Below are 22,576 nucleotides of genomic sequence, written 5' to 3'. Positions count from 1 at the left end.
CTCTTTTTTGCAGTCGGAGCGATACCGCTCCGGGTATTTTTTCAAGAATTACGGGAAGTTATGGTTACTATTCGCCTGACCAGGCGCGGTGCGCGCAATCGGCCCTTCTACCATGTCGTGGTCACTGACAGCCGCAAGCGCCAGGGCGGGGCATCGCTCGAGCAGGTCGGTTTTTTCAACCCCGTGGCCCGCAAGGGCGAGACGGAGCTTCGGCTGGACCTTGCGCGCGTCGATTACTGGGTTGGCAAAGGCGCTCGTTGTTCCGATCGCGTAGGTTCGCTGGTTGCGGGCTACCGCAAGCAGCAACCGGCCGCCTGAGCCGGGTCGGATCGCGCCCGGGCCGCAACGAGTGCAGCCCTCTGGGGCTCGGGCTTGTGACAGCTGCGCTGATAACCGTTGCTCGCTTCGGCCGGTCCCACGGGATCAAGGGCTGGTTGCGCCTGACATCATTTACCGATCCGCCCGAAGCCGCATTCAACTATGCCGGATGGCAGGTCGCGGGGGCAGCGGGCGAGCCCCTGGAGGTTCTTGATCGCAGGCCCCAGCCAGACGGGTTTCTGGTCAAGCTCGCGGGCATCGACAGCCCGGAGCAGGCCGCAGCGCTGGCGGGTCTGGAGGTCATGGTGCCAAGGGCGAACCTGCCCGCGCCGCCCGAGGGACAGCACTACCTCGAAGACCTGGTGGGCTGCGAGGTTGTGAATGTCGACGGTGTGAATTTCGGCAAGCTGGAACATTTTTTCGACAATGGCGCGCACCCGGTGATGGTGGTGCATGGCGCAACGGAGCGATTGATACCAATGACGCCAGTGCACGTGCAGCACGTCGATCTCGCGGCGCGGCGCCTGATTGTCGACTGGCCCGCGGATTTCTAGGGCCGCCATCATGCGCTTCGAGGTGGTGACGGTGTTCGCGCAGATGATCGACGAGGCCTGTGCACACGGCGTGCTCGGTCGCGCGATCTCCGCCGGCCTGGTGCAGGTCGGTACGACGGATCCGCGACGGTTTACGAGCGATGTACACCAGACGGTCGATGATCGACCCTATGGTGGCGGACCCGGCATGGTGCTGAAGCCGAAGCCCTGTGTCGAGGCGATCCGCATGGCAGCGCGGCGTGCGCCGCCCGGCAGTCCGCGGATCTTGCTGTCGCCGCAGGGCCGGCCCTTCGACCAGGCGCAGGCGCGACGCCTCGCCGGCTTGCCGGGCCTGGTGCTGGTGTGCGGACGCTACGAGGGGCTGGATGAGCGAATAGTCGAGTTGGCGATCGATGAAGAATTGTCGATCGGCGATTTTGTGTTGTCGGGCGGCGAGTTGGCCGCACTGGCGGTAATCGATGCCGTTTCGCGCCTGTTGCCGGGAGTACTCGGCGGTGCCGACTCGGTACGGGACGAGTCGTTTACGGAAAACCTGCTCGACTGGCCGCATTACACGCGCCCGCCAGCCTTCGAAGGTTTGACGGTGCCGGCTGTGCTGCAGGGCGGGGACCATGCGGCGATTCGCCGGTGGCGCTTGAAGCAGTCGGTTGCTCGCACCTGGCAGAGACGACCGGATATGATTATACGGCAGCCCCTGTCGCGCGAGGCGCAGGTGCTGTTGAACGAATTCCTCGCAGAGCGAGCAGGTGGATGAAATGGCTGACGTAATACAACAACTGGAAAACGCACGATCCGGGCGCAAGCTGCCCGAATTCAAGCCCGGCGACACCGTGGTGGTGCAGGTGAAGGTGAAGGAGGGCGATCGCGAGCGCTCCCAGGCCTACGAAGGCGTCGTCATCGCCAAGAAGAATCGCGGCCTCAACTCATCGTTCACCGTGCGCAAGATTTCCCACGGCGAAGGTGTGGAGCGCGTCTTCCAGACTCACAGCCCGGCAATCAATGATGTCGTGGTCAAGCGGCGTGGCAACGTGCGCCGCGCCAAGCTCTACTACCTGCGCGATCTGTCCGGCAAGGCAGCGCGGATTGAAGAGAAAGTCTAACGCAACAATCTTTTTCGCTGCCTTGCTGGCGCTGCTGGCCGGATGCGGCGCCAGGGCCGGGCAATTGCCGCGATCACAGCTGCTCGCGCAGCTCGATGTGCCGCCGGGCTTCGCTATCGAGATTCTCGTCGATGGGCTCGACTCGGCGCGCTCGCTCGCTCGCGGCGACGGCGGCACGTTGTTCGTCGGCACGAGTACGGCCGGCAAAGTCTATGCGGTCCGTTTCGATGCGGGCGGCACTCCGGCCCTGCACACACTTGCGTCGGGCCTCAACATGCCAAATGGCGTGGCATTTCACGAGCGTGCGCTCTACGTCGCCGAAGTCGATCGCATCGTTCGCTACGACGACATCGAGTCACGGCTCGATCGGCCGCCGACCCCTGTGCTCATCGCCGAGTTACCCAAAGAGCGCCATCACGGCCGGCGTTACCTCGCCTTCGGGCCGGATGGCAAGCTCTATACGGCCATCGGTGCGCCCTGCAATGTCTGCGACCGGGAGGGCTTCGCCGAAATCATCCGCATGAACCCCGATGGCAGCGCGCGCGAGACCGTCGCGCGTGGCGTGCGCAATACGGTGGGTTTCGACTGGCACCCAGGCAGCGCGGAAATGTGGTTCACGGACAATGGCCGCGACCTGCTCGGCGACGATGCCCCGCCTTGCGAGCTCAATCGCGTCGCTGCCGGGAGCGACTCTCCCCATTACGGTTTCCCGTTTTGTCACGGTATCGATATCAAGGACCCGCAGTTTGGCTCCGGCATCGATTGCGCGCGCTTCATCGCGCCGGTGCAGCCGCTCGGTGCACATGTCGCGCCGCTTGGACTGAGGTTCTATACCGGACACCAGTTTCCCGCGCAGTATCGCGACCAGGCGTTCATTGCCGAGCATGGCTCCTGGAATCGGACACGCAAGAGCGGCTATCGAATCAGCCTGGTGCGGCTCAGCGGCAATGGTGCCGCAAACTATGACAGCTTTGCGAGCGGCTGGCTGCGTCCAGACGACACCGTCATCGGCCGACCTGTCGATCTGCTGATCGATCCCGACGGCAGTCTGCTGGTGTCAGACGACATGAACGGGCTCGTATACCGTATCCACTACCGCGGCAACGCGAACAACTGATTTGGGTTCTGCAATGCGTGCATTCTTCTCGGCGATCTGGCATGGCCTCGATACCCTGCGCAAGGTCCTGCATCTGTTGTTGTTGCTGTTCCTGTTCGCGCTCCTGTTCATGGGATTGCGTGGCAGCATCCCGCATCTGCCGCAGCAGGCGGTCCTGTTGATCGCGCCGCAGGGGGATATCGTCGAGGAATTGAGCGGGGATCCGCTGCAGCGTGCAGTCGCCGAGGCACAGGGGACCGATGAACCGGAGACCCGGGTGTGGGACATTACCGAGGCGATACGCGCCGCGCGCGATGACGATCGCGTCAAATCGCTGCTGCTCGATCTTGATTACATGGGCGGCGGCGGGCAGCCAATCCTGCAGGAGATCGCTGCGGCGCTCGCGGACTTTCGAAAATCGGGGAAGAAGGTCATTGCTTTCGGCACGGTCATGCTGCAGGCGCAGTACCTGCTGGCGGCGCAGGCCGACGAAGTCGTGCTCGACCCCATGGGTGCCGTGTGGATCGACGGTTACGAGAGCTATCGCAATTACTACAAGGATCTGCTCGAGCGAATAGGTGTTGACGTCTCGCTGTATCGTGCGGGCGAATACAAGAGCGCCGGCGAGGTGTATGTTGAGCAGCAGATGTCACAGCCTGCGCGAGAAGCCACGCAAGCCTATCTCGACTCCCTGTGGGCAAGCTATCAGCAGTCGGTTGTTGCCGCACGCGCGTTGCCGGCAACCGCACTTGCCGACTACGTTGCCGGCTTCGCAACTGGCGTCAAGAAGGAGCAGGGCGACGCGGCGCGATTCGCTCTGCAGTCGAAGCTCGTCAATACGCTGTCGTCCTATTCGGCTCTGGAGCGGCGGCTGGCCGAAGAGGTTGGTGAGGACGAGCAGAGCGGATCATTCAACGCGATAGAAATGACGGATTACCTGCAAGTGACTCGAGCGCAGAGGAAATTCCGCAGCGATGGCAAGCCGGGCGTTGCAGTCGTGGTCGCTGCGGGCGAGATTCTCGATGGCTACCAGGCGCCGGGCCTGGTCGGCGATGCCTCGACCATCGAGCTGATACGAAATGCCGCCGAAGACGACGATATTGGCGCGCTCGTTCTTCGCATCGACAGTCCGGGCGGCAGTACGATCGCGTCCGAGCATATTTACCAGGAATTGCTCGAATTCAAGAAATCCGGGAAACCACTGGTCGTGTCGATGGGTGACATGGCAGCGTCGGGCGGGTACTACATTGCGGCGCCGGCCGACGAAATCATCGCAAGCCCAGCAACGATCACCGGCTCTATCGGCGTGTTCGCGCTCGTGCCCACCTTCAATCGCACGCTGAACAAGCTCGGCATCAATGTCGATGGGCTGGGTACGACACCGTTGTCGGGGCAGGCGCGGTTGGACAGGCCGATCGGCCCGGACGTGAGCACGGTCCTGCAGGCGATGGTCGACAACAACTACCAGCGCTTCATTGCGCTGGTTGCGGCGGGGCGCGACGCCACGACCGAGAGGATCGATGAAATTGCGCGCGGACGGGTCTGGTCGGGTGCCGACGCCAAGCGTCTCGGTCTCGTCGATCGGATGGGCAGTTTGAATGACGCCATCGCCTCGGCAGCGCAGCGGGCAGGCATCGAGGGCGAGGTGGAGCCGGATTTCGTCGAACCGCGACGGCCCTGGTGGGAGGAGCTCGTGTTGCAAACCCAGGCGCGCATCGCCGGAATCTTTGGTCGGGCCATCGCAGCCTCGGGTGCGCGCCCGGCGGTGCTCGATCAGCCGCTCACCCGGTCTTTACGCAACGATCTCGAGCGCTGGCGGCGCCTCACGGGTACCCGTGGCACCCTGAGCTACTGTTTCTGCGGCGTTAACTGATCCGCCGGCTGGCTGGCGCGCCAGTCGAGTATCACCTTGCCCGACTTGCCGCTGCCCATGATCTCGAAGCCGCGCTGGAAATCGCTCACCGGCAGGTGGTGGGTGATCACCGGCCCGAGATCCAGGCCGCTTTGCAACAGACTCGACATCTTGTACCAGGTCTCGAACATTTCGCGACCATAGATACCCTTCAGCGTGATGCCCTTGAAGATGACATCGTTCCAGTCGATGGCGGCTTCGCTGTCCGGAATGCCGAGCATTGCGATCTTGCCGCCGTGGTGCATGGTGCGCAGCATGTCCCTGAAGGCGCGAACATTGCCTGACATTTCCAGGCCGACATCGAAGCCTTCCTGCATGCCGAGTTCACGCATGACGTCATCGAGATTGTCGCGGGTGACGTTGACCGCGCGCGTCGCGCCCATTTTCTTTGCAAGACCGAGCCGGTATTCGTTTACATCGGTGATGACGACGTGGCGAGCGCCGACAAAGCGGCACACGGCAACGGCCATGATGCCGATCGGGCCCGCGCCGGTAATGAGTACGTCCTCGCCAACCATGTCGAAGCTCAACGCCGTGTGAGTCGCATTGCCGAAAGGGTCGAGGATCGCGGCGATGTCGTCGGTGATCACATCCGGCAAGCGAAAGGCATTTCCCGCCGGAATGCTCAGTAGTTCGGCGAAGCACCCTGGCCGATTGACGCCAACTCCAATGGTATTGCGGCAAAGATGGCGCTTGCCCGCGCGGCAGTTACGGCAATGGCCGCAGGTGATGTGGCCTTCGCCGGAAACGCGATCGCCAATTTCGAAGCCGCGCACTTCACTGCCACGCGCCACGACTTCGCCGCAGTACTCGTGGCCAACCGCCATCGGCACCGGCACCGTGCGCTGCGCCCAGCGATCCCAGTTGAAGATGTGCATGTCGGTGCCGCAAATCGCGGTCTTGCGGATGCGTATCAGCAGATCATTCGGGCCGACGCTCGGCTCGGGAATGTCCTGGAGTGTGAGGCCCGGTGCAGCCTCGGCCTTGACCAGCGCTTTCATTTGATGACCCCGAGTTCGCGCCCAACCGACGCGAATGCTGCGACGGCGGCATCCAGGTCTTCGCGACTGAGCGCGGCCGACATCTGCGTGCGGATGCGCGCCGCGTCGCGTGGCACGACCGGGAAGGAGAAACCGACGACGTATATGCCGTGACGCAGCAATGCATCTGCCATCCGGTTGCCGAGGGCGGCATCGCCCAACATGACCGGGATGATCGGGTGCTCGCCGGGTAGCAATCGGAAGCCGAGCTCGCTCAATCGGCCGCGAAAATAAAGCGCGTTGTCCATGAGGCGCAGGCGTAGTTCGCCCGAGCTTCGCAACAGGTCCAATGCTCGCAAAGTGGCGCCCGCGATCGATGGCGCGAGGCTGTTCGAGAACAGGTAGGGCCGGGAGCGCTGACGGAGCTGGTCGATGATCGGCTGGCTCGCCGCGACGAACCCGCCGCTCGCCCCGCCGAGGGCCTTGCCGAGGGTGCTGGTAATGATGTCCACGCGCTGCATGACACCGGCGCGCTCATGTGTGCCGCGGCCGTTCCCGCCGATGAATCCGGTGGCGTGCGAATCATCCACCATGACAAGCGCCTGGTAGCGCTCGGCGAGGTCGCAGATGGCTGCGAGATCCGCAAAACTCCCGTCCATGGAGAATACGCCATCGGTGGCGATCATGCGGACCCGCGCGTCCGCGCTTTGCCGCAGGCAGTCCTCGAGCTGTGCCATGTCGCCGTTGGTGTAACGCAGCCGCCGCGCACGGCAAAGACGGATGCCGTCGATGATGCTGGCGTGATTCAGGCTGTCGGAAATGATGGCATCGGACTCATCGAGCAGCGTCTCGAACAGGCCGCCGTTCGCATCGAAACACGAGGAGTACAGGATGCAATCAGGCATGGCGACGAAATCCGCCAGTGCCTTTTCGAGCTCACGGTGCACATCGTGCGTGCCGCAGATGAAGCGCACGCTCGCCATCCCATAACCGTAGCGATCGAGCGCCCGATGTGCCGCCTCCCTCATGGCCGGATGATTGGCAAGACCAAGGTAGTTATTGGCGCAGAGATTGATGACCGTGCCAGAGGCGACTCGCACACGGCCCGATTGCGCGGAGAGCAGTACGCGTTCGCTCTTCCAGAGGCCGTCTTCGCGCAGCTGCTGTTGCGCCGCTGCCAGGCGGGTCGAGAAAACTTCAGGGAGCATAAAAAATGAACCAATGAGCGGATTGCGACAATTATACTCGCAGTACCTATGCTCATCGCCAACGCCCGCAGCAACCGCCTGTTCATTGCCATGGCGGGCTTCTTTCTCACCAACGCCTTGATCGCCGAGTTCGTCGGCGTGAAGATTTTTGCGCTGGAGCCAACCCTCGGTATCGCGCCCGTGCATTGGCAGGTGTTCGGCGTCGGTGGCACGCTGAATTTCACGGCCGGTGTCCTGCTCTGGCCGTTCGTATTCATCATGACCGACGTCATCAACGAGTATTTCGGCGTGCGCGGCGTGCGCCTGATCTCCTGGCTCGCCGTCGGTTTCATCATCTATGCGTTCCTTGCCGCCTACATTGCCATCGGCCTGGCGCCGGCGGGTTTCTGGATCGAAGCCAACAAGCCGCTTGGTGTGCCCGATGCGCAATCGGCCTATGCGGCGATTTTTGGCCAGGGGATGTGGACGATTGCCGGTTCCGTGACGGCGTTTCTGGTCGGCCAGCTCATCGACGTATTGGTGTTCAAGCATATCCGTCGCGTCACGGGCGAGAAGATGGTCTGGCTGCGCGCAACGGCATCGACAGCGGTTTCGCAGCTCATCGACAGTTTCATCGTGCTGTACATCGCCTTCGTGCTCGGTCCGCAGAAGTGGCCGGTCGCGCAGTTCCTCGCCGTCGGTACGGTCAACTATTGCTACAAGCTGTCCGCGGCGATCGTGCTCATCCCGCTGCTCTACCTGTCGCGTATTGCCATTCAGGCTTACCTGGGCGGCCACGAAGCTGAACGGCTGCGGCTCGAAGCCGCGCGCTAGCAGCTTCCGAGGCCCTTGCCTCGGCATCGCGACTCCCTATAATGCGCGCTCTTTTGGCCCGCATTTTTCTATGTTACACAAGGAGATAAGTGTGAATTTTGCAAGATCCGTGAAGATACTGTCGGCGCTTGCCCTGCTCGCGCTGCATACGCCGGCAGATGCCGAATGGAAGGGCAAGGGCGAACTCGGCATTGTCTTTGCCAACGGCAATACCGATACCGAGACGCTCAATGCGAAAATCGAAATGGCGACCGAGCTCGATCGCTGGAAACATGGCTTTTCGCTGGCCGGGCTCAAGGCCTCGAGCAATAACCTGACGACAGCGCAGCGCTACGCGGCGGGCTGGCAGTCCGATTTCAAGCTCACGGAGCGCAGCTACTGGTTCGGGGCATTGCGTTATGAAGATGACCGTTTCTCGGGCTTCGACTACCAGGCGAGTGCCAGTACGGGTTACGGTTACAAGTTGATCGACACCGAGACGACCAAGCTGTCGGCGCAGGCGGGTGTGGGTTATCGCAAGTTGAAAGACGCTTTGACTGGTGCGACGTCCGGCGATGCGATCCTTCGCGGTGACATCGGGTTTGAGCACCTGTTGACCTCGACGACCAAGCTGCTCGACAAGCTCGTAGTCGAGTCGGGCTCGGACAATACATTCGCGGGCAACGATCTGGCCCTTGAGGTCAAGATGAGCGATGCGCTGGCACTCGCCGTCGGCGTCGGCGTGCGCTACAACACGGACCCTCCCGTCGGCCTGAAGAAAACCGACACGTTGACCACGGTCAATCTCGTCTACGCATTCTGATGGGCAACCGAATGATCGCCTGCGAGGACTCCTCCTCGCAGGCTTTTTCCGCGTTGCGAGCGTAGAATTTCACTCGTGCGGCCAGCATGGTCGCGTAACGAAGCCCCCGATGTCCGCAGCAGGCTTTCCATTTGTCACCGAGTCGGCGCAGCATTCGCAAAGCAGCGTTGCCGCCGCCATCAATGGCAACTATCTGGGCGACGAGGATCAGTTGGTCAGGCGGCTTGCGGACGAGGCTCGTCTGGGCGACGCCGCGCGTCGCAGTGTCGATGCGGTCGCAAGCGGTCTCGTGCGCGCGGTGCGCGAACGTGATGCCAGCGGCAGCATCGATGCATTCATGCGCGAATACTCGCTCAGCTCGCGGGAAGGCGTGATCCTGATGTGCCTCGCGGAGGCACTGCTTCGCATACCCGATGCCGACACTGCCGATTCCCTGATCGCCGACAAGGTTGCCTCGGGCGCGTGGGCGAGCCACTTGCGCGACGGCGAATCCGTGCTGGTCAATGCCTCTACCCTGGGTCTGATGCTGACGGGACGCATGATTGCCGTGGATGCGGATGAGTTGCGCTCACCACGCAGCTGGTACGAAAAACTGGTGGCACGGATTGGCGAGCCCGTGGCCCGTGCGGCATTGCGCCAGGCGATGAAAATTCTGGCGCATCAATTCGTGATGGGCAGGGATATCGAAGAGGCGATCGTCAAGGCCGATGCGGCGGGCGGGCGCTACCGATATTCCTTCGACATGCTGGGCGAAGCGGCGATTACCGCCGCCGACGCGCGGCGCTACGCCGACGCCTACAACCATGCGATCGAGCAGCTCGGCAAAGCCTGTGCCGGCGGTAACGACCTGCTCGCGCGACACGGCATATCGATCAAGTTGTCGGCGCTGCATCCGCGATTCGAATTTGCGCAGCGGGCGCGGGTGCATGCCGAGCTCTATCCCGTGCTTTCGCAATTGGTGCACGCCGCGCGCGAGCAGCAAATCGCCGTGACGGTCGACGCCGAGGAGAGCGAGCGGCTGCAGCTGTCGCTCGAGTTGATAGCGCGCCTTTTCACCGAACCCGGGCTGCAGGATTTCGCAGGGCTGGGTCTCGCCGTCCAGGCCTACCAGAAACGCGCTCCAGCAGTGCTCGATTGGTTGGCGAGCCAGGCTCGCGCACAGCGCCGCCGGATCACAGTCCGGCTGGTCAAGGGTGCGTATTGGGATGCCGAGGTCAAACGCGCGCAGGAGCGTGGTTTCGATGATTTTCCCGTCTACACCCGCAAGGCCAACACCGACGTGTCCTACCTCGCATGTGCGCGCCGGCTGGCCGGTATGACGGACGTCATTTACGCGCAGTTCGCCACGCACAATGCGCACACTGTAGCCTATGTCAGCGAGTTGTTCCGCAATGCGCGGGGGCGCTACGAGTTCCAGCGTTTGCACGGTATGGGCGAGGCGCTCTACGACATTGTGTTGGAGCGCTCTGCGCAAGCCGCCTGTCGTGTCTATGCACCGGTTGGTCCACACCGTGACCTGCTCCCGTATCTCGTTCGGCGGTTGCTCGAAAATGGCGCAAACAGTTCCTTCGTCAATCGAATCGTCGACGAGAAATTGCCGGTGGAGGCGGTCGTTGCCGATCCGGTTGCCGATGTCGACGCGACGTTGCAATTGCGCCACCCGGCGATCGCGTTGGCTGCGGCCCTGTATGCGCCAGAGCGTCGCAATTCGCGCGGCGCAAATCTCGCCGATGACCGCGTACTCGCTCGATTGCAGTCGGCCTGCCGCGACGAAGCCGCCGAATCGTGGCGATCCGGTCCTGTCACAAGCGGTGAGAAGGTGCTGCGCGAGCGGGCCAGTGAACCGAGTTTCAATCCCGCCGATCGCGGGCAGCGCACTGGAGTCGTGAGCCAGGCGTCCGCGGAGGATGTCGCTCGTGCGATTGCGCTCGCCTGCGCGGCCCAGCCGGCATGGGATGCATGCGGCGGCGTGGCCAGGGCGGCAATCCTGGATCGCGCGGCGGACCTGTTCGAGCAGCATCACGCGCGTCTCGTCGCTCGTTGCGTGCTCGAAGCGGGCAAGTGTATTCCCGACGCGCTTGCAGAGGTTCGCGAAGCGGTCGATTTTTTGCGCTATTACGCCGCGCAGGCGCGGGCGAATTTCGATTCAGGCGCGGCCTTGCCGGGACCGACCGGAGAGAGCAATCGGCTTCGGCTGCGCGGGCGTGGTGTATTTGCGTGCATAAGTCCTTGGAATTTCCCCGTAGCGATTTTCGTCGGCCAGATTGCTGCGGCTCTTGCGGCGGGCAACACCGTGGTTGCGAAGCCGGCCGAACAGACCGCGCACTGCGCGGCACTTGCGGTCGAATTGTTGCTCGGCGCTGGCCTGCCGGCCGATGTGCTTGCGTTTCTGCCGGGCGACGGTGCCCGTGTCGGCGCCGCGATCTGTGCGGATCCGCGCGTCGCGGGTGTTGCATTCACGGGCTCCACCGAAACCGCCCAGTCCATCAATCGCACCCTCGCGGGTCGTGAAGGCGCCCTGGGAACCCTGATCGCCGAGACCGGTGGCCTCAACGTGATGATTGCCGACAGCTCGGCGTTGCCGGAGCAGTTGGTCATCGATACCGTACAGTCCGGATTCAACAGCGCCGGGCAACGCTGTTCAGCGCTGCGCATTCTGCTCGTGCAGGCCGATATCGCCGCGCGCGTCAAGCAGCTGCTCGCAGGCCATATGGACGAGCTCACCGTCGGCAATCCGGCCCTGTTGGCAACCGACATCGGCCCGGTCATCGACGAGGCGGCACGCAGCATGCTCGAGGCGCACGTCGCGAGCGCAATCGCCACGGCGCCCTGGAGCCATCGTGTCGCGCCCGGAGCGCCTGCACAGCCGGGCTTTTTCGTCATGCCGACAGCAATCGAGATAGCCTCGCTCGGGCAGATTCGGCGCGAGGTCTTCGGGCCGATCGTTCATGTGCTGCCGTATCGGGCAGCTGACATTGACCATTTGCTCGGCGAAATCAACGGACTGGGTTTTGGTCTGACACTTGGCGTGCACAGTCGAATCGAAACCTTCGCCGAGCGCATTGCCAGGCAGGTCAGGGTCGGTAATGTGTACGTCAATCGCAACATGATCGGTGCGGTTGTCGGTACGCAGCCTTTCGGTGGTTGCGGGCTGTCGGGCACGGGGCCCAAGGCAGGCGGTCCGCATTATTTGCAACGCTTCGCCACTGAGCAAACGGTGACGATCAATACCGCCGCAGTCGGCGGCAATGCATCGTTGCTGACGCTGCAGTAGGCTCGTCGCCATGGGGCAACTTGGCGTATTCGACATCTTCAAGATCGGCATCGGGCCTTCGAGTTCGCACACGATGGGACCCATGCGCGCCGCATGCGATTTCGCGCGGCAACTGCAGGACAGCGGACAGCTCCGAAACGTTGCGCAAGTCTATGCGCGCCTGTACGGGTCGTTGGCGCTCACCGGGCGCGGTCATGCCACGGACGTTGCCGTAGTGGCGGGACTGGAGGGCCAGCTGCCCGAGACAGTCGACCCCGACGAGCTTCGCCAGATCTTGCCGCGCGTAAAGTCGCAGCGACAGTTGCGACTTGCCGGTACGCACGTCATCGAGTTCGATGAGCCTATGCAATTGCTGTTCATGACCCACGAGCGCCTGCCGCTGCACACCAATGGCATGCGTTTTACCGCGCTTTCGGCCGATGGCGCGACGCTTGCCGAGCGCGAGTTCTATTCCGTTGGCGGTGGTTTCGTGCGTCGCGCCGAAGAAATGCAGGATGCCGGCGCCAAGTACGAATATTCTTCAGCTCCGTTCGATTTCTGCTCAGCCGAGGAGCTGCTGGCGCTTTGTCGCACACATGGCCTCGAGATTTTCGAGTTGGTGATGCGTAACGAATCGAATCTCCGTCCTGCGGCGGATACCCGCCGTGGATTGCTCGAGCTGTGGGCGGTCATGCACCGTGCAATAGAGCGCGGTTTCGCGCAGCAAGGTGTCCTGCCGGGAACCCTGAAGGTGCGTCGGCGCGCACCACGACTCTACCGGATGCTGAGCGAAGCTGATTCATCGCGGCCGCTCGACGCCATCGACTGGGTGAATGCCTATGCGCTCGCGGTCAACGAAGAGAATGCGGCGGGCGGGCGTATCGTTACGGCGCCGACCAACGGCGCCGCAGGAATCGTGCCGGCAGTGCTCGGGTATTATCGTCGATTCGAGACTGGCGCCAACGATGATGGCGTGTGCAGGTTCCTGTTGACGGCTGCCGCGATCGGTATGCTCTACAAACGCAATGCATCCATTTCGGGCGCCGAAATGGGCTGCCAGGGTGAGGTCGGGGTGGCCTGTTCCATGGCAGCTGCGGGCCTGGTCGCCGCACTGAACGGCACGAACGAGCAGTGCGAAAATGCGGCCGAGATCGGCATGGAGCACAATCTCGGTCTGACTTGCGACCCGGTTGCAGGCCTCGTGCAGATTCCCTGTATCGAACGGAATGCCATGGGCGCAGTGAAGGCGATCAACGCCGCCCGCCTTGCGATACGTGGCGATGGCAGCCACAAGGTGTCGCTTGACCAGGTCATTGCAACCATGCGCCAGACCGGCCGGGACATGTCGACCATTTACAAGGAAACATCGCAGGGTGGGCTCGCGGTCAACGTACCGGAGTGTTGAAGACGATCCAATGGCCGTGCGGCATCAAGGCACGGGTCCCGGTTTCAGTTGCTCGCGCAGCTGCGCTTTTTGTACCTTGCCCATGCTGTTGCGTGGCAATTCCTTCACGAATTCGAATCGACGCGGGATCTTGTAGCGCGCGAGCCGCTCCGACAGCTTGCTGCGGATCGCCTCAACCGGCGGTGCGACGCGCTCGCCGAGCGCGATGAATGCGACGACCACTTCGCCGAGGTCTGCGTCGTCGGTTCCAACCACGGCACTCTCGAGGACCCCCTCGAGTCGGTCGAGTTCAGCCTCGACTTCGCTCGGGTAGATATTGAAACCGCCGCTGATGATCAAGTCGCGCGCCCGGCCGACGATTTGCAGATAACCCTGGTCGTCGAAAGTCCCAAGGTCGCCGGTCACGAAGAACCCGTCGTCGCAGAAGCTTTCGGCAGTCTTGGCAGCATTGCGCCAGTAGCCGTGGCAGACATTCGGGCCGCGCACTTCGATGACACCGATCCCGTCAACGGGTTCGCGCAGGCGCAATTCGATGCCATCGAGCGGTTTGCCGACGGTGCCAGGACGCCGCTCGCCGGCAACCGGATTGGTGGTATTGATCAAGGTCTCCGACATGCCGTAACGCTCGACGATACGATGCCCGGTACGGGCAGCGAATTCGCCATGTGTTTGCGGCAGGAGCGGCGCCGAACCGCTGACGAAGAGGCGCATGTGCGCGGTCGCCGCATTGTTGCAACGCTCATCGCCGAGCAGACGTGTGTAATAGGTCGGCACGCCCATCAAGACAGTGCTTTCGGGCAGCCAGCGCAGCACGTCGGCGACCTCGAATCGCGACCGGAAAACGATGCTCGCTCCGGCAGCGATGACGGTATTGAGCGAGATGAACAGGCCGTGCACATGGTAGATCGGCAGGCAATGCAACAGGACATCCGTGGGCTCGAACCGCCATTCGCGACACAGCGCATCGGCATTGCTCGCGAGATTGCCACGGGTCAGCATGGCGCCTTTCGCGCGTCCTGTCGTGCCGGATGTGTAGACGAGTGCCGCCAGCGTATCCGCGTCGAGCGACAGGCAATCCTTGCCCGGCGTCGGCTCCGATGCGGCCATCGCAGCCAGCGATCCGCCGCCATCGCCCGCCAGTGTCACGGTCGTGACGGTCTGCGCCGCGGTTGCTATGGTGCCGGGCGAGATGACATGCAACGACGGTTCGGCATCCAGAAGGAAATATTCGGTCTCCGCCGCCGTGTAACCCGGATTCAGCGGCACCAGCACAAAGCCGCCGCGCAGACAGGCGAGGTACACGGCGATCGCTTCCAGGCATTTTTCACACTGCAATGCGACTCGATCGCCCGCAACCAGTCCGCAGGACTGCATGGCCCGCAGATAACGGCCGGACAGCGCAGCCATTTCTCCGTAGGTCACGGTGCCTGAGTCCTGGATCGCGAACCCGCGCTCGCGACAGGAGTCGAACATCGCGAGCCACTGCCGCAACGGATCACTGCCGTGCTCGAGGTTCATCGTGGCTCGAGCAGCTGCTGCAGGTTCTCTGGTGGTCGGCAGATCACGGCATGTGCACCGCGAACGACCACAGGTCGTTCGATGAGGATGGGATAGCGCGCCATCGCCTCGATCAGCGCGGCTTCATCGGGCTCGACATCGCCGAAGAGCGCCGCATACTGCGGCTCGCCCCTGCGCACGAGGCGGTTCGCGGGCAGCCCGAGTTTGCCAAGCAGATCGCGAATCTGCCCGGCATTCGGCGGATCGCTGAGGTATTCGATGATGCGATAGCGTTCGCCGCTGGCAGCGAGCAGGGCGAGTGTCGCACGACTCTTGCTGCAACGCGGGTTGTGATAAATGGTCATTTGCGCCGGTGTGTCTGTCACGGATTGCGACCTTGGGTTCCTGAACTCAGCGCAATGGTAACCCGCGGCTGTCGGCCACGACGCGCAGCGCAATACTCGACTGGATACGCGTGACGCCGGGTAGCTGGGTCAATTGCTCCTTGTGCACCCGTTCGAAATCGGCCGCATCGGCCGCCACGCACTTCAGCACGTAATCGAATTCGCCGGTCATCAAATAGCATTCGGTGACCGCGGCGATACCCGTCACGGCGACCTCGAACGCGTCGAGATCCGCCGCACGCTGGTGGTCGAGGGCAATGTAGACGAAGACGATCAATGGAAAGCCCGCGGCGCGCGGATCGAGTTGCGCCGAATAGCCGCGGATCACGCCGGCGTCTTCGAGCTGGCGAACCCGACGCAGGCATGCCGACTCGGAACGCCCGACCGCGATCGCCAATTCGCTGTTGCTGCAGCGCCCGTGGCGTTGCAGGTAGCGGAGGATCTTTCGGTCCGTGGTGTCCAGCATACGCAATATTCTGCGATGTTATGTCTGTTTATCGCAAGGATATTGTGCTTTTGGTGCTGCCGACGCTGTTTTTTGCAGGATTTTGCGAGTGACGAGAATCTAGACTCGTGGTTTCGCTCCCTGGAGTAAAACCATGCTCATCGGTGTGCCCAAAGAGATCAAGGTTCACGAGTATCGCGTCGGGCTGACGCCCTCCGGTGTCCACGAACTCACCGCGGGCGGGCACGCGGTGCTCATCGAGACCGGCGCCGGCGGCGGCATCGGCCTGGTCGATGACGATTACCGGCATGCGGGTGCGAAAATTGCCTCGACGGCGGCGGAGGTGTTCGCGCGCGCCGACATGGTGGTCAAGGTAAAGGAACCGCAGCCTGTCGAATACCGCATGTTGCGCGCCGGGCAGTTGCTTTTTACCTACCTGCATCTGGCCGCGGACAAGGAGCAGGCGCAGGGGCTGATGGCGAGCGGGGCCACGGCGATCGCTTACGAGACCGTGACCGCGGTCGACGGATCGCTGCCCCTGCTGGTACCCATGAGCGAGGTGGCCGGACGGATGTCGGTGCAGGTCGGGGCCACTTGCCTGCAGAAGGCAAACGGCGGCTTCGGCGTACTGTTGGGCGGTGTGCCCGGCGTTACACCCGCGAAGGTGGTCGTGATCGGCGGAGGCGTGTCAGGCACCCAGGCTGCCGAAATGGCCATGGGCCTCGGCGCCGATGTCACGGTGCTCGATCGCTCGCTGTCGCGCTTGCGCGAGCTGGCGGCGATTCATGGCAACCGCCTCAAGACGGTTTATTCCACGACGCGCGCCATCGCGCATCTGTCGCGGGATGCCGACCTGGTGATCGGTGCCGTGCTCGTGGCCGGCGCGGCGGCGCCGAAGCTGCTGACCAGGGAGATGGTCAAGAACATGAAGAAAGGCGCGGTACTTGTCGACATCGCAATCGACCAGGGTGGCTGCTTCGAAACCAGCCGTCCGACCACGCATGCCGAGCCGACCTATGTCGTCGATGACGTGGTGCATTACTGCGTGACCAATATGCCCGGTGCCGTGCCACGCACGTCCACCTTCGCCCTGACCAATGCAACCCTGCCGTATGTGAGACGGCTTGCGGATCGCGCCCTGGCGGCGCTTCGCGATGATGTCGGCCTCGCGGCCGGACTCAATGTGCACGCTGGTGCGATCGCGCATCCTGCGGTCGCCGCGGCGCTCGACCTGCCCTGCAAGTCATTCGGCTAACGCGTCGATCGCCTGTCCCCGGCCGAGGTTTACCGCGCGTCCGGCTGCGCTTCCGGTCTTGCGGCGGCGAACGCGGCCAGCGAGCACAGGTGCTCATTGATGGCGCGAAGGCGCGGATAGGGCGCCAGGTCGCACTGCCAGCGTTCGGCATTGTAGACCTGTGGCACAAGGCAGACGTCGGCGAGCGAGAGCGTGTCGTCGCAGCAGTATCGTCCCGTTTCGCTGCTGCGCGCCACTTCCTCCTCCAGCGCGGCAAACCCCGTGGCAATCCAGTGCTGGTACCAGGCCCGGATCTGTTCCTTGCTCTGCGCCAGTTCGTCACGCAGGTGATTCAGTACCCGCAGATTGTTGAGCGGGTGAATGTCGCAGGCAATGGCGAGCGCAATCGATCGTACCCGCGCACGCGCCAGCGGCTCGGCTGGCAGGAGTGCCGGCAGGGGGTGTATGTCCTCCAGGTATTCGATGATCGCCAGCGACTGACCGATGACCTGCTCGCCATCGAGCAGTGCCGGTACCAATCCTTGCGGATTGAGTTGGCGGTAGGCGCTGCCGCCTTGTTCGCCCGATACCAGGTTACAGGCGATCTGGCGTGCTTCGATGCCTTTGACATTGAGCGCGATGCGCACCCGGTAGGCGGCCGAGCTACGCCAGTACGTATGTAGTGCGAGCATTAGCCGATGATATCCGCGTCGTGCTGTCCGGTCGACGCGCATGCGGCATAATGGGCGGATGAGCCGGACGCAATCGAAGGACTCCCCGCCAGGGGAAATGCGGCTGACGGAACTGCGATCCGACGGCTGCACGGCGATCGTCGCCGTGAGGCGTCGCATCGAAGGCAAGCGCCGGCTTGCCAAAGTGCTTGGCGTGCCCGAGCGACTGGCGTTGGTGCGAAGGATGCTCGCGCGGGTCCTCGCCGTGCTGCAGACGGCGGACAGCGTGGCCCGCGTCGTCGTGGTAAGTCCCGAGCGCGACGAAATTCCCTCGCACATACCGGTACTCGCCGATCCGGGGAACGATCAGAATTTCGCTGTCGCTCATGCACACCAACTATTGCGCGATCTCGGCTGCCGCGAATTCCTGATCCTGCCCGCCGACTTGCCGACATTGTCGCCCGCCGAGGTCGATCAATTCGTGGCACTTGGCCGGCGCCAGGGTTTTGCGCTTGCCGTGGACAGCACGGGTCATGGCAGCAACGGCATTTACCTGCGCGGCAGTACGGACTTCGAATTTCACTTCGGCAGCGATAGCGCGAGTGCACATCGCAGGGCTGCGCGTTGCCGCGGCTGGTCGGTCCCCGCAACGCGAATTGCCGGATTCATGTACGACGTCGATCTGCCCCGGGATCTGGCCCGGCTCGACGTCCACGGCATTCGCAAGGCAGTAACTGGTTGAAGCACCGCGAATCCGACTGGCCTGCGCTCGCCGCCACCCTCGCGCCGGATGAGTTCTATGCGCGCGTGAGCCAGGCGCCACTCGATGAGCTCATGCAGGCCGCCGAGGACCTCACGCTCGAAGGGTTTGGTGCCACAGTAAGTTATTCGCGCAAAGTATTCATTCCTTTGACGAAATTGTGCCGCGACGTCTGCCACTATTGCACGTTCGCCAAGACACCGCGTCACATCGCATCGGCCTATATGACCATTGACGAGGTGCTCGACATCGCCAGGCGTGGTGCGGAACTAGGCTGTCACGAAGCCCTGTTGACGCTTGGCGACAAACCGGAATTGCGGTACCGCGCAGCGCGCGAGGCGCTGCAAGCGCTTGGCTGTGCCAGCACCATCGACTACCTGGCCCGGGTTGCCGAGCGCATCGTTCGGGACACTGCGCTGTTGCCGCACCTGAACCCGGGCGTCATGAGCGCGGACGATCTGCGCCAACTGCGCCCGCATGCGCTCTCCATGGGCCTGATGCTCGAGACGGCCAGTGATCGTCTTGGCCGCCGTGGCGGCGCGCATCACGGATCCCCGGACAAGCAGCCCGCGCTTCGCCTTGAGTCGCTCGAGGCCGCCGGCCGCATGTCCGTCGCCATGACATCCGGCCTGTTGATTGGTATCGGCGAGACCCGGCGCGAGCGCTTCGACGCGTTGCTGCGCTTGCGGGAGCTCCATGTTCGTCATGGTCACCTGCAGGAAATCATCCTGCAGAACTTTCGCGCCAAACCGGGGACGCGCATGGCCGGCGCAGTCGAGCCTGGACTCGATGAGCAGCTGTGGATCATCGCGGTGGCGCGACTGATGTTCGGTGCCGGGATGTCGCTGCAGGCGCCGCCCAACCTGCAGCCGGACGCACTCGAGTTGCTCGTGCGTGCCGGCATCAACGACTGGGGTGGCGTGTCGCCGCTGACGCCCGATCACGTCAATCCCGAAGCGCCCTGGCCGCATCTCGACGACCTCGACGCGCGAACCCGACGCTCGGGCCGCGTGCTGCGCGAACGGCTTGCGCTGGTGCCGCAATACCTGGCGCAGGTATCGCGCTGGACCAGTCCGCAGCTTGCCACCCGTGCGCGGCGCCTGACCGACAGTCGCGGTTTCGTGCATGACCACCCGTGGCGGGTAGGCGGCTCGATCGCGGTGCCTGAGGAGGTCGCGCCGGCTGCGATCGTTACCGGGCGTTGGCGGCGCCTGCAGCGGCTACTGCACGAGGCAGGGACACGGACCGATTGGCAGGAGCAAGAGGTCGTCACATTGTTCCAGGCGAGCGGCGCTGCGCGTGCCGATGTCTGTCGCGCGGCCGATGAGCTGCGCAGCCGGCGGGTCGGCGAAACCGTCACCTTCGTCATCAACCGCAACATCAATTACACCAACATCTGCTTGTATCACTGCGGCTTCTGCGCGTTCTCCAAAGGCCGCGGCGCGGCGAGCCTGCGTGGTCCGGGCTATCTGCTCGATCTCGATGAGGTCGGGAAACGTGCCGCCGAGGCGGCGGCCGCCGGTGCAACCGAAGTGTGCCTGCAAGGTGGTATCCATCCGCAGTTCACCGGCAAGACCTATCTCGACATAGTGAACGCGGTGCGCCAAGCTGCGCCCGGCGTGCATATCCACGCATTCTCACCGCTCGAGGTGAGTCACGGTGCGGCGACGCTCGAGCTCAGCGTGCCGGAGTTCCTTGCGCGCTTGCAGCGTGCGGGGCTCGCGACCTTGCCGGGGACCGCCGCCGAAATACTCTGTGACGATGTCCGTGCGCAGATCTGCCCGGACAAACTCGATACCCGGCAGTGGTGCGAGGTGATGATCGCGGCGCACGGCCTCGGCCTGCGTACGACGGCCACCATCATGTTCGGTCATGTCGAACAGCCGCGGCACTGGGCGAAGCACTTGCTGGTGCTGAGGGATTTGCAGGCCAATAGCGGCGGTTTCACCGAATTCGTGCCGCTGCCGTTCGTGCATATGGAGGCGCCCTTGTGGCGCAAGGGATTTGCGCGCAGTGGCCCGGGCTGGGAAGAAACCCTGCTGATGCATGCCGTGGCGCGACTGGTGCTCGATCCACACATCGTCAATATCCAGGCATCCTGGGTCAAGATGGGCGTCGCGGGCGTCGCGCAATGTCTTCGATCCGGCGCCAATGACATGGGCGGAACGCTGATGAACGAGTCGATCACGCGCGCAGCCGGCGGCGTGAACGGACAGATGCTCGACGCCGACGGCATGATCGAGCTCGCCAGATCCGTCGGGCGTGAGCCGAGGCAGCGTACGACACTCTACGAACACATCGATCCTGACCAGGTGGAGTCGGGTCGCTGCGGATCGAATCAGCCAGCGCTGGCGTCCTCCGGCATAGCGTGATGTCATCCCCGGACGCTGCGCTCGGTAGCGAAGTGCAGTTGTGGTGTGTGCCGGCACTGCCGCTCGTTCGCCCGGGCGATGATCTGGGCGCACTCATTGGTGATGCACTGGCGCGCAGTCAGCACGGACTGATCGCGGGAGACGTGCTGATCGTCGCGCAGAAGATCGTCTCCAAGGCCGAGAACCGCTACGTCGATCTGGCACATGTCGAACCGGGCGCGGAAGCGAAGCGGCTGGCGCAGATCGTGCGGAAAGATGCTCGGCTGGTCGAAGTCATCCTGGGCGAATCCGTGCGCATCGTGCGCGCAGTCCCCGACATACTGGTCGTGGAACATCGTCTGGGCCTGGTAATGGCCAACGCCGGCGTCGATCAATCGAACCTGGGTCCCTGGGACGGTTTAGAGCCGGTGCTCCTGTTGCCGCACGATCCGGACGAAAGCGCGCGACAGCTCCGTGCGCAGATGCAGCGACGGTTCGGGTGCCCGATGGCCGTCATCATCAATGACAGTTTTGGCCGGCCCTGGCGCCAGGGCACCGTGGGCGTGGCGATCGGCGTGGCGGGATTGCAGGCCCTGGTGGACCTGCGTGGGCGGGCGGATTTGTCGGGGCGGATGTTGCGCGTCAGCGAGGTGGCGGTCGCCGACGAGATTGCAGCGGCCGCGTCGCTCCTGATGGGCCAGGCGCAAGAAGGCCGACCGGTCGTGCTCATGCGCGGCCTGCAACCGCCCGAGCACGAGGGCGGCGTCCGGGCGCTGCTGCGCCCGGCGCAGCAGGACCTTTTTCGCTGATGGCGATGCTTGCGCTGAGCGGCGGGGTCGGCGGCGCCAAACTGGTCGCCGGGCTTGCGGCCGTACTCGCACCGCATGAGCTCACGGTGCTCGTCAATACGGCCGATGATTTTGAACACGTCGGACTGTGCATCTGCCCCGACATCGACTCGGTGCTCTATGGCCTCGCGGGGCTCGCCGATCCCGTGCGTGGCTGGGGTCGACGCGATGAGCAATGGAATTTCCTGGCGACGCTGGGCGAACTCGGCGGACCGACCTGGTTTGCGCTGGGTGATCGGGACCTGGCCCTGCACGTATATCGAACGGCGTTGCTCAAGGCGGGCCAGGATCTCACCGCGTGCACGGCGACGATCGCCAGAGCCTTCGGGCTCAGCGTCGACGTGCTGCCGATGTGCAATGAACCCGTGCGCACGCGCCTTGCCACCGCGCGCGGTTGGCTCGAGTTCCAGGACTATTTCGTTCGTCAGCGCTGCGAACCGAGGGTCACGGCGATCGAATATTTCGGCGCCGGGACGGCCCGCGCACAACCGAGCGTAGTCGAAGGTCTTTGCCAGAACCGCTACGATGCGATCGTCATCTGCCCGTCGAACCCGCTGCTCAGCATCGAGCCGATTCTTGCCGTACCAGGGATGCGCGATGCCCTGCGCATGACATCGGCACCGGTCGTGGCAGTCAGCCCGCTGGTCGGCGGGCGGGCGTTGAAAGGTCCTGCCGCCAAGATCCTGACGGAACTGGGTCTCGAGCCGGGCCCGAGCGCGATTGCGGATCGTTATGCCGACCTGCTCGATGTGTTGGTGATCGATACGGAGGACGAAGGCGCGGCTTGCCCGGGATCGGTGCAAGTTGTCACAGCGCCGACGATCATGCATGACGATGCCGAACGGCGAGCACTTGCACGCGCGGTGATCGCCGCCGCGAACGGCAGGCCGGGTTAAGATGATCCGGAAATCGGGCAGGGAGAGAG

The 22,576-nt window shown here is 63.5% G+C and carries 21 protein-coding genes; 15 read left to right on the top strand and 6 right to left on the bottom strand.

Annotation, left to right across the window (positions count from 1 at the left end; all coding sequences use genetic code 11):
* Positions 1–60 precede the first annotated feature (60 nt).
* Genes rpsP through sppA form a run of 6 tightly spaced genes read left to right on the top strand, consistent with a single transcriptional unit; the run spans position 61 to position 4,941 of the window.
* Positions 61–318 (top strand): 30S ribosomal protein S16, encoded by a 258-nt coding sequence (rpsP, locus tag R3E77_10900; protein MEZ5499920.1) that lies wholly within the window; start codon positions 61–63, stop codon positions 316–318.
* Positions 319–374: 56 nt separating this feature from the next.
* A complete protein-coding gene (gene rimM / locus R3E77_10895) occupies positions 375–872 on the top strand; it encodes a ribosome maturation factor RimM (GenBank protein MEZ5499919.1) in 498 nt (165 codons plus the stop codon).
* Positions 873–882: 10 nt separating this feature from the next.
* Positions 883–1,626 (top strand): tRNA (guanosine(37)-N1)-methyltransferase TrmD, encoded by a 744-nt coding sequence (gene trmD, locus R3E77_10890; protein MEZ5499918.1) that lies wholly within the window; start codon positions 883–885, stop codon positions 1,624–1,626.
* 1 nt (position 1,627) lies between these two features.
* Positions 1,628–1,972 (top strand): 50S ribosomal protein L19, encoded by a 345-nt coding sequence (gene rplS, locus R3E77_10885; GenBank protein MEZ5499917.1) that lies wholly within the window; start codon positions 1,628–1,630, stop codon positions 1,970–1,972.
* The gene (locus tag R3E77_10880) at positions 1,956–3,089 is read left to right on the top strand and encodes a PQQ-dependent sugar dehydrogenase (protein ID MEZ5499916.1); all 1,134 of its coding nucleotides are present in this window, start codon (positions 1,956–1,958) and stop codon (positions 3,087–3,089) included. The genes rplS and R3E77_10880 overlap by 17 nt, the downstream gene beginning before the upstream one ends.
* Positions 3,090–3,102: 13 nt before the next feature.
* Entirely contained in the window at positions 3,103–4,941 is a 1,839-nt protein-coding gene (gene sppA / locus R3E77_10875) for a signal peptide peptidase SppA (protein ID MEZ5499915.1), read from the top strand.
* Here sppA and tdh read toward each other — a convergent pair.
* Both tdh and R3E77_10865 read right to left on the bottom strand, forming a co-directional pair.
* Entirely contained in the window at positions 4,917–5,981 is a 1,065-nt protein-coding gene (gene tdh / locus R3E77_10870; GenBank protein ID MEZ5499914.1) for an L-threonine 3-dehydrogenase, read from the bottom strand. The two genes, sppA and tdh, sit on opposite strands and share 25 nt — an antisense overlap.
* Positions 5,978–7,168 carry a glycine C-acetyltransferase gene (locus tag R3E77_10865; GenBank protein ID MEZ5499913.1) on the bottom strand — a complete coding sequence of 397 codons (1,191 nt, stop codon included), beginning with the start codon at positions 7,166–7,168 and terminating at the stop codon, positions 5,978–5,980. Before R3E77_10865 ends, tdh begins: the two co-directional genes overlap by 4 nt.
* Positions 7,169–7,216: 48 nt before the next feature.
* Here R3E77_10865 and R3E77_10860 point away from each other — a divergent pair, with 48 nt between their 5' ends.
* From R3E77_10860 to R3E77_10845, 4 genes are all read left to right on the top strand, one after another.
* Positions 7,217–7,981, top strand: coding sequence for a queuosine precursor transporter (locus R3E77_10860; protein ID MEZ5499912.1), 765 nt, complete (start codon positions 7,217–7,219; stop codon positions 7,979–7,981).
* A 91-nt stretch (positions 7,982–8,072) separates the two neighbouring features.
* Entirely contained in the window at positions 8,073–8,783 is a 711-nt protein-coding gene (locus R3E77_10855) for a DUF481 domain-containing protein (GenBank protein ID MEZ5499911.1), read from the top strand.
* Between the two features lie 109 nt (positions 8,784–8,892).
* Positions 8,893–12,057, top strand: a complete 3,165-nt coding sequence (gene putA, locus R3E77_10850; GenBank protein ID MEZ5499910.1) for a bifunctional proline dehydrogenase/L-glutamate gamma-semialdehyde dehydrogenase PutA — start codon at positions 8,893–8,895, stop codon at positions 12,055–12,057.
* A gap of 10 nt (positions 12,058–12,067) precedes the next feature.
* Positions 12,068–13,441, top strand: a complete 1,374-nt coding sequence (locus R3E77_10845) for an L-serine ammonia-lyase (GenBank protein ID MEZ5499909.1) — start codon at positions 12,068–12,070, stop codon at positions 13,439–13,441.
* Between the two features lie 24 nt (positions 13,442–13,465).
* On the opposite strand, the gene R3E77_10840 is transcribed toward R3E77_10845, so the two are convergent.
* Genes R3E77_10840 through R3E77_10830 form a run of 3 tightly spaced genes read right to left on the bottom strand, consistent with a single transcriptional unit; the run spans position 13,466 to position 15,808 of the window.
* Positions 13,466–14,959 carry an AMP-binding protein gene (locus tag R3E77_10840; protein ID MEZ5499908.1) on the bottom strand — a complete coding sequence of 498 codons (1,494 nt, stop codon included), beginning with the start codon at positions 14,957–14,959 and terminating at the stop codon, positions 13,466–13,468.
* Positions 14,956–15,324, bottom strand: coding sequence for an arsenate reductase (glutaredoxin) (arsC, locus tag R3E77_10835; GenBank protein MEZ5499907.1), 369 nt, complete (start codon positions 15,322–15,324; stop codon positions 14,956–14,958). Before arsC ends, R3E77_10840 begins: the two co-directional genes overlap by 4 nt.
* 25 nt (positions 15,325–15,349) lie before the next feature.
* On the bottom strand, positions 15,350–15,808 hold the full coding sequence (locus tag R3E77_10830; GenBank protein ID MEZ5499906.1) for an Lrp/AsnC family transcriptional regulator: 459 nt from the start codon (positions 15,806–15,808) through the stop codon (positions 15,350–15,352).
* 133 nt (positions 15,809–15,941) lie between these two features.
* Between R3E77_10830 and ald the strand changes: the two genes are divergently transcribed.
* Positions 15,942–17,042, top strand: a complete 1,101-nt coding sequence (gene ald / locus R3E77_10825; GenBank protein MEZ5499905.1) for an alanine dehydrogenase — start codon at positions 15,942–15,944, stop codon at positions 17,040–17,042.
* A 29-nt stretch (positions 17,043–17,071) separates the two neighbouring features.
* Here ald and maiA read toward each other — a convergent pair whose 3' ends face one another.
* Positions 17,072–17,713, bottom strand: coding sequence for a maleylacetoacetate isomerase (gene maiA, locus R3E77_10820; GenBank protein ID MEZ5499904.1), 642 nt, complete (start codon positions 17,711–17,713; stop codon positions 17,072–17,074).
* Between the two features lie 58 nt (positions 17,714–17,771).
* On the opposite strand from maiA, the gene cofC reads away from it, so the two are divergent.
* Genes cofC through cofD form a run of 4 tightly spaced genes read left to right on the top strand, consistent with a single transcriptional unit; the run spans position 17,772 to position 22,547 of the window.
* Entirely contained in the window at positions 17,772–18,434 is a 663-nt protein-coding gene (gene cofC, locus R3E77_10815) for a 2-phospho-L-lactate guanylyltransferase (protein MEZ5499903.1), read from the top strand.
* On the top strand, positions 18,431–20,824 hold the full coding sequence (gene cofH, locus R3E77_10810) for a 5-amino-6-(D-ribitylamino)uracil--L-tyrosine 4-hydroxyphenyl transferase CofH (GenBank protein MEZ5499902.1): 2,394 nt from the start codon (positions 18,431–18,433) through the stop codon (positions 20,822–20,824). The genes cofC and cofH overlap by 4 nt, the downstream gene beginning before the upstream one ends.
* Entirely contained in the window at positions 20,824–21,612 is a 789-nt protein-coding gene (gene cofE, locus R3E77_10805) for a coenzyme F420-0:L-glutamate ligase (GenBank protein ID MEZ5499901.1), read from the top strand. The genes cofH and cofE overlap by 1 nt, the downstream gene beginning before the upstream one ends.
* Positions 21,612–22,547: a 2-phospho-L-lactate transferase gene (cofD, locus tag R3E77_10800; GenBank protein ID MEZ5499900.1), complete on the top strand. Its 936-nt coding sequence runs from the start codon at positions 21,612–21,614 to the stop codon at positions 22,545–22,547. The genes cofE and cofD overlap by 1 nt, the downstream gene beginning before the upstream one ends.
* Positions 22,548–22,576 lie beyond the last annotated feature (29 nt).

Source organism: Steroidobacteraceae bacterium (genome assembly GCA_041395505.1).
Lineage (GTDB): Bacteria > Pseudomonadota > Gammaproteobacteria > Steroidobacterales > Steroidobacteraceae > JAWLAG01.
Note: the sequence above shows the minus strand (reverse complement) of the source record. Positions and strands in the feature narration are given on the sequence as shown.

Coding starts and splice junctions, on each gene's coding strand:
- rpsP (MEZ5499920.1), top strand. CDS start 61: ATGGTTACTATTCGCCTGACCAGGCGCGGTGCGCGCAATCGGCCCTTC.
- trmD (MEZ5499918.1), top strand. CDS start 883: ATGCGCTTCGAGGTGGTGACGGTGTTCGCGCAGATGATCGACGAGGCC.
- rplS (MEZ5499917.1), top strand. CDS start 1,628: ATGGCTGACGTAATACAACAACTGGAAAACGCACGATCCGGGCGCAAG.
- sppA (MEZ5499915.1), top strand. CDS start 3,103: ATGCGTGCATTCTTCTCGGCGATCTGGCATGGCCTCGATACCCTGCGC.
- tdh (MEZ5499914.1), bottom strand. CDS start 5,981: ATGAAAGCGCTGGTCAAGGCCGAGGCTGCACCGGGCCTCACACTCCAG.
- R3E77_10865 (MEZ5499913.1), bottom strand. CDS start 7,168: ATGCTCCCTGAAGTTTTCTCGACCCGCCTGGCAGCGGCGCAACAGCAG.
- R3E77_10860 (MEZ5499912.1), top strand. CDS start 7,217: ATGCTCATCGCCAACGCCCGCAGCAACCGCCTGTTCATTGCCATGGCG.
- putA (MEZ5499910.1), top strand. CDS start 8,893: ATGTCCGCAGCAGGCTTTCCATTTGTCACCGAGTCGGCGCAGCATTCG.
- R3E77_10845 (MEZ5499909.1), top strand. CDS start 12,068: ATGGGGCAACTTGGCGTATTCGACATCTTCAAGATCGGCATCGGGCCT.
- R3E77_10840 (MEZ5499908.1), bottom strand. CDS start 14,959: ATGAACCTCGAGCACGGCAGTGATCCGTTGCGGCAGTGGCTCGCGATG.
- R3E77_10830 (MEZ5499906.1), bottom strand. CDS start 15,808: ATGCTGGACACCACGGACCGAAAGATCCTCCGCTACCTGCAACGCCAC.
- ald (MEZ5499905.1), top strand. CDS start 15,942: ATGCTCATCGGTGTGCCCAAAGAGATCAAGGTTCACGAGTATCGCGTC.
- maiA (MEZ5499904.1), bottom strand. CDS start 17,713: ATGCTCGCACTACATACGTACTGGCGTAGCTCGGCCGCCTACCGGGTG.
- cofC (MEZ5499903.1), top strand. CDS start 17,772: ATGAGCCGGACGCAATCGAAGGACTCCCCGCCAGGGGAAATGCGGCTG.
- cofE (MEZ5499901.1), top strand. CDS start 20,824: ATGTCATCCCCGGACGCTGCGCTCGGTAGCGAAGTGCAGTTGTGGTGT.
- cofD (MEZ5499900.1), top strand. CDS start 21,612: ATGGCGATGCTTGCGCTGAGCGGCGGGGTCGGCGGCGCCAAACTGGTC.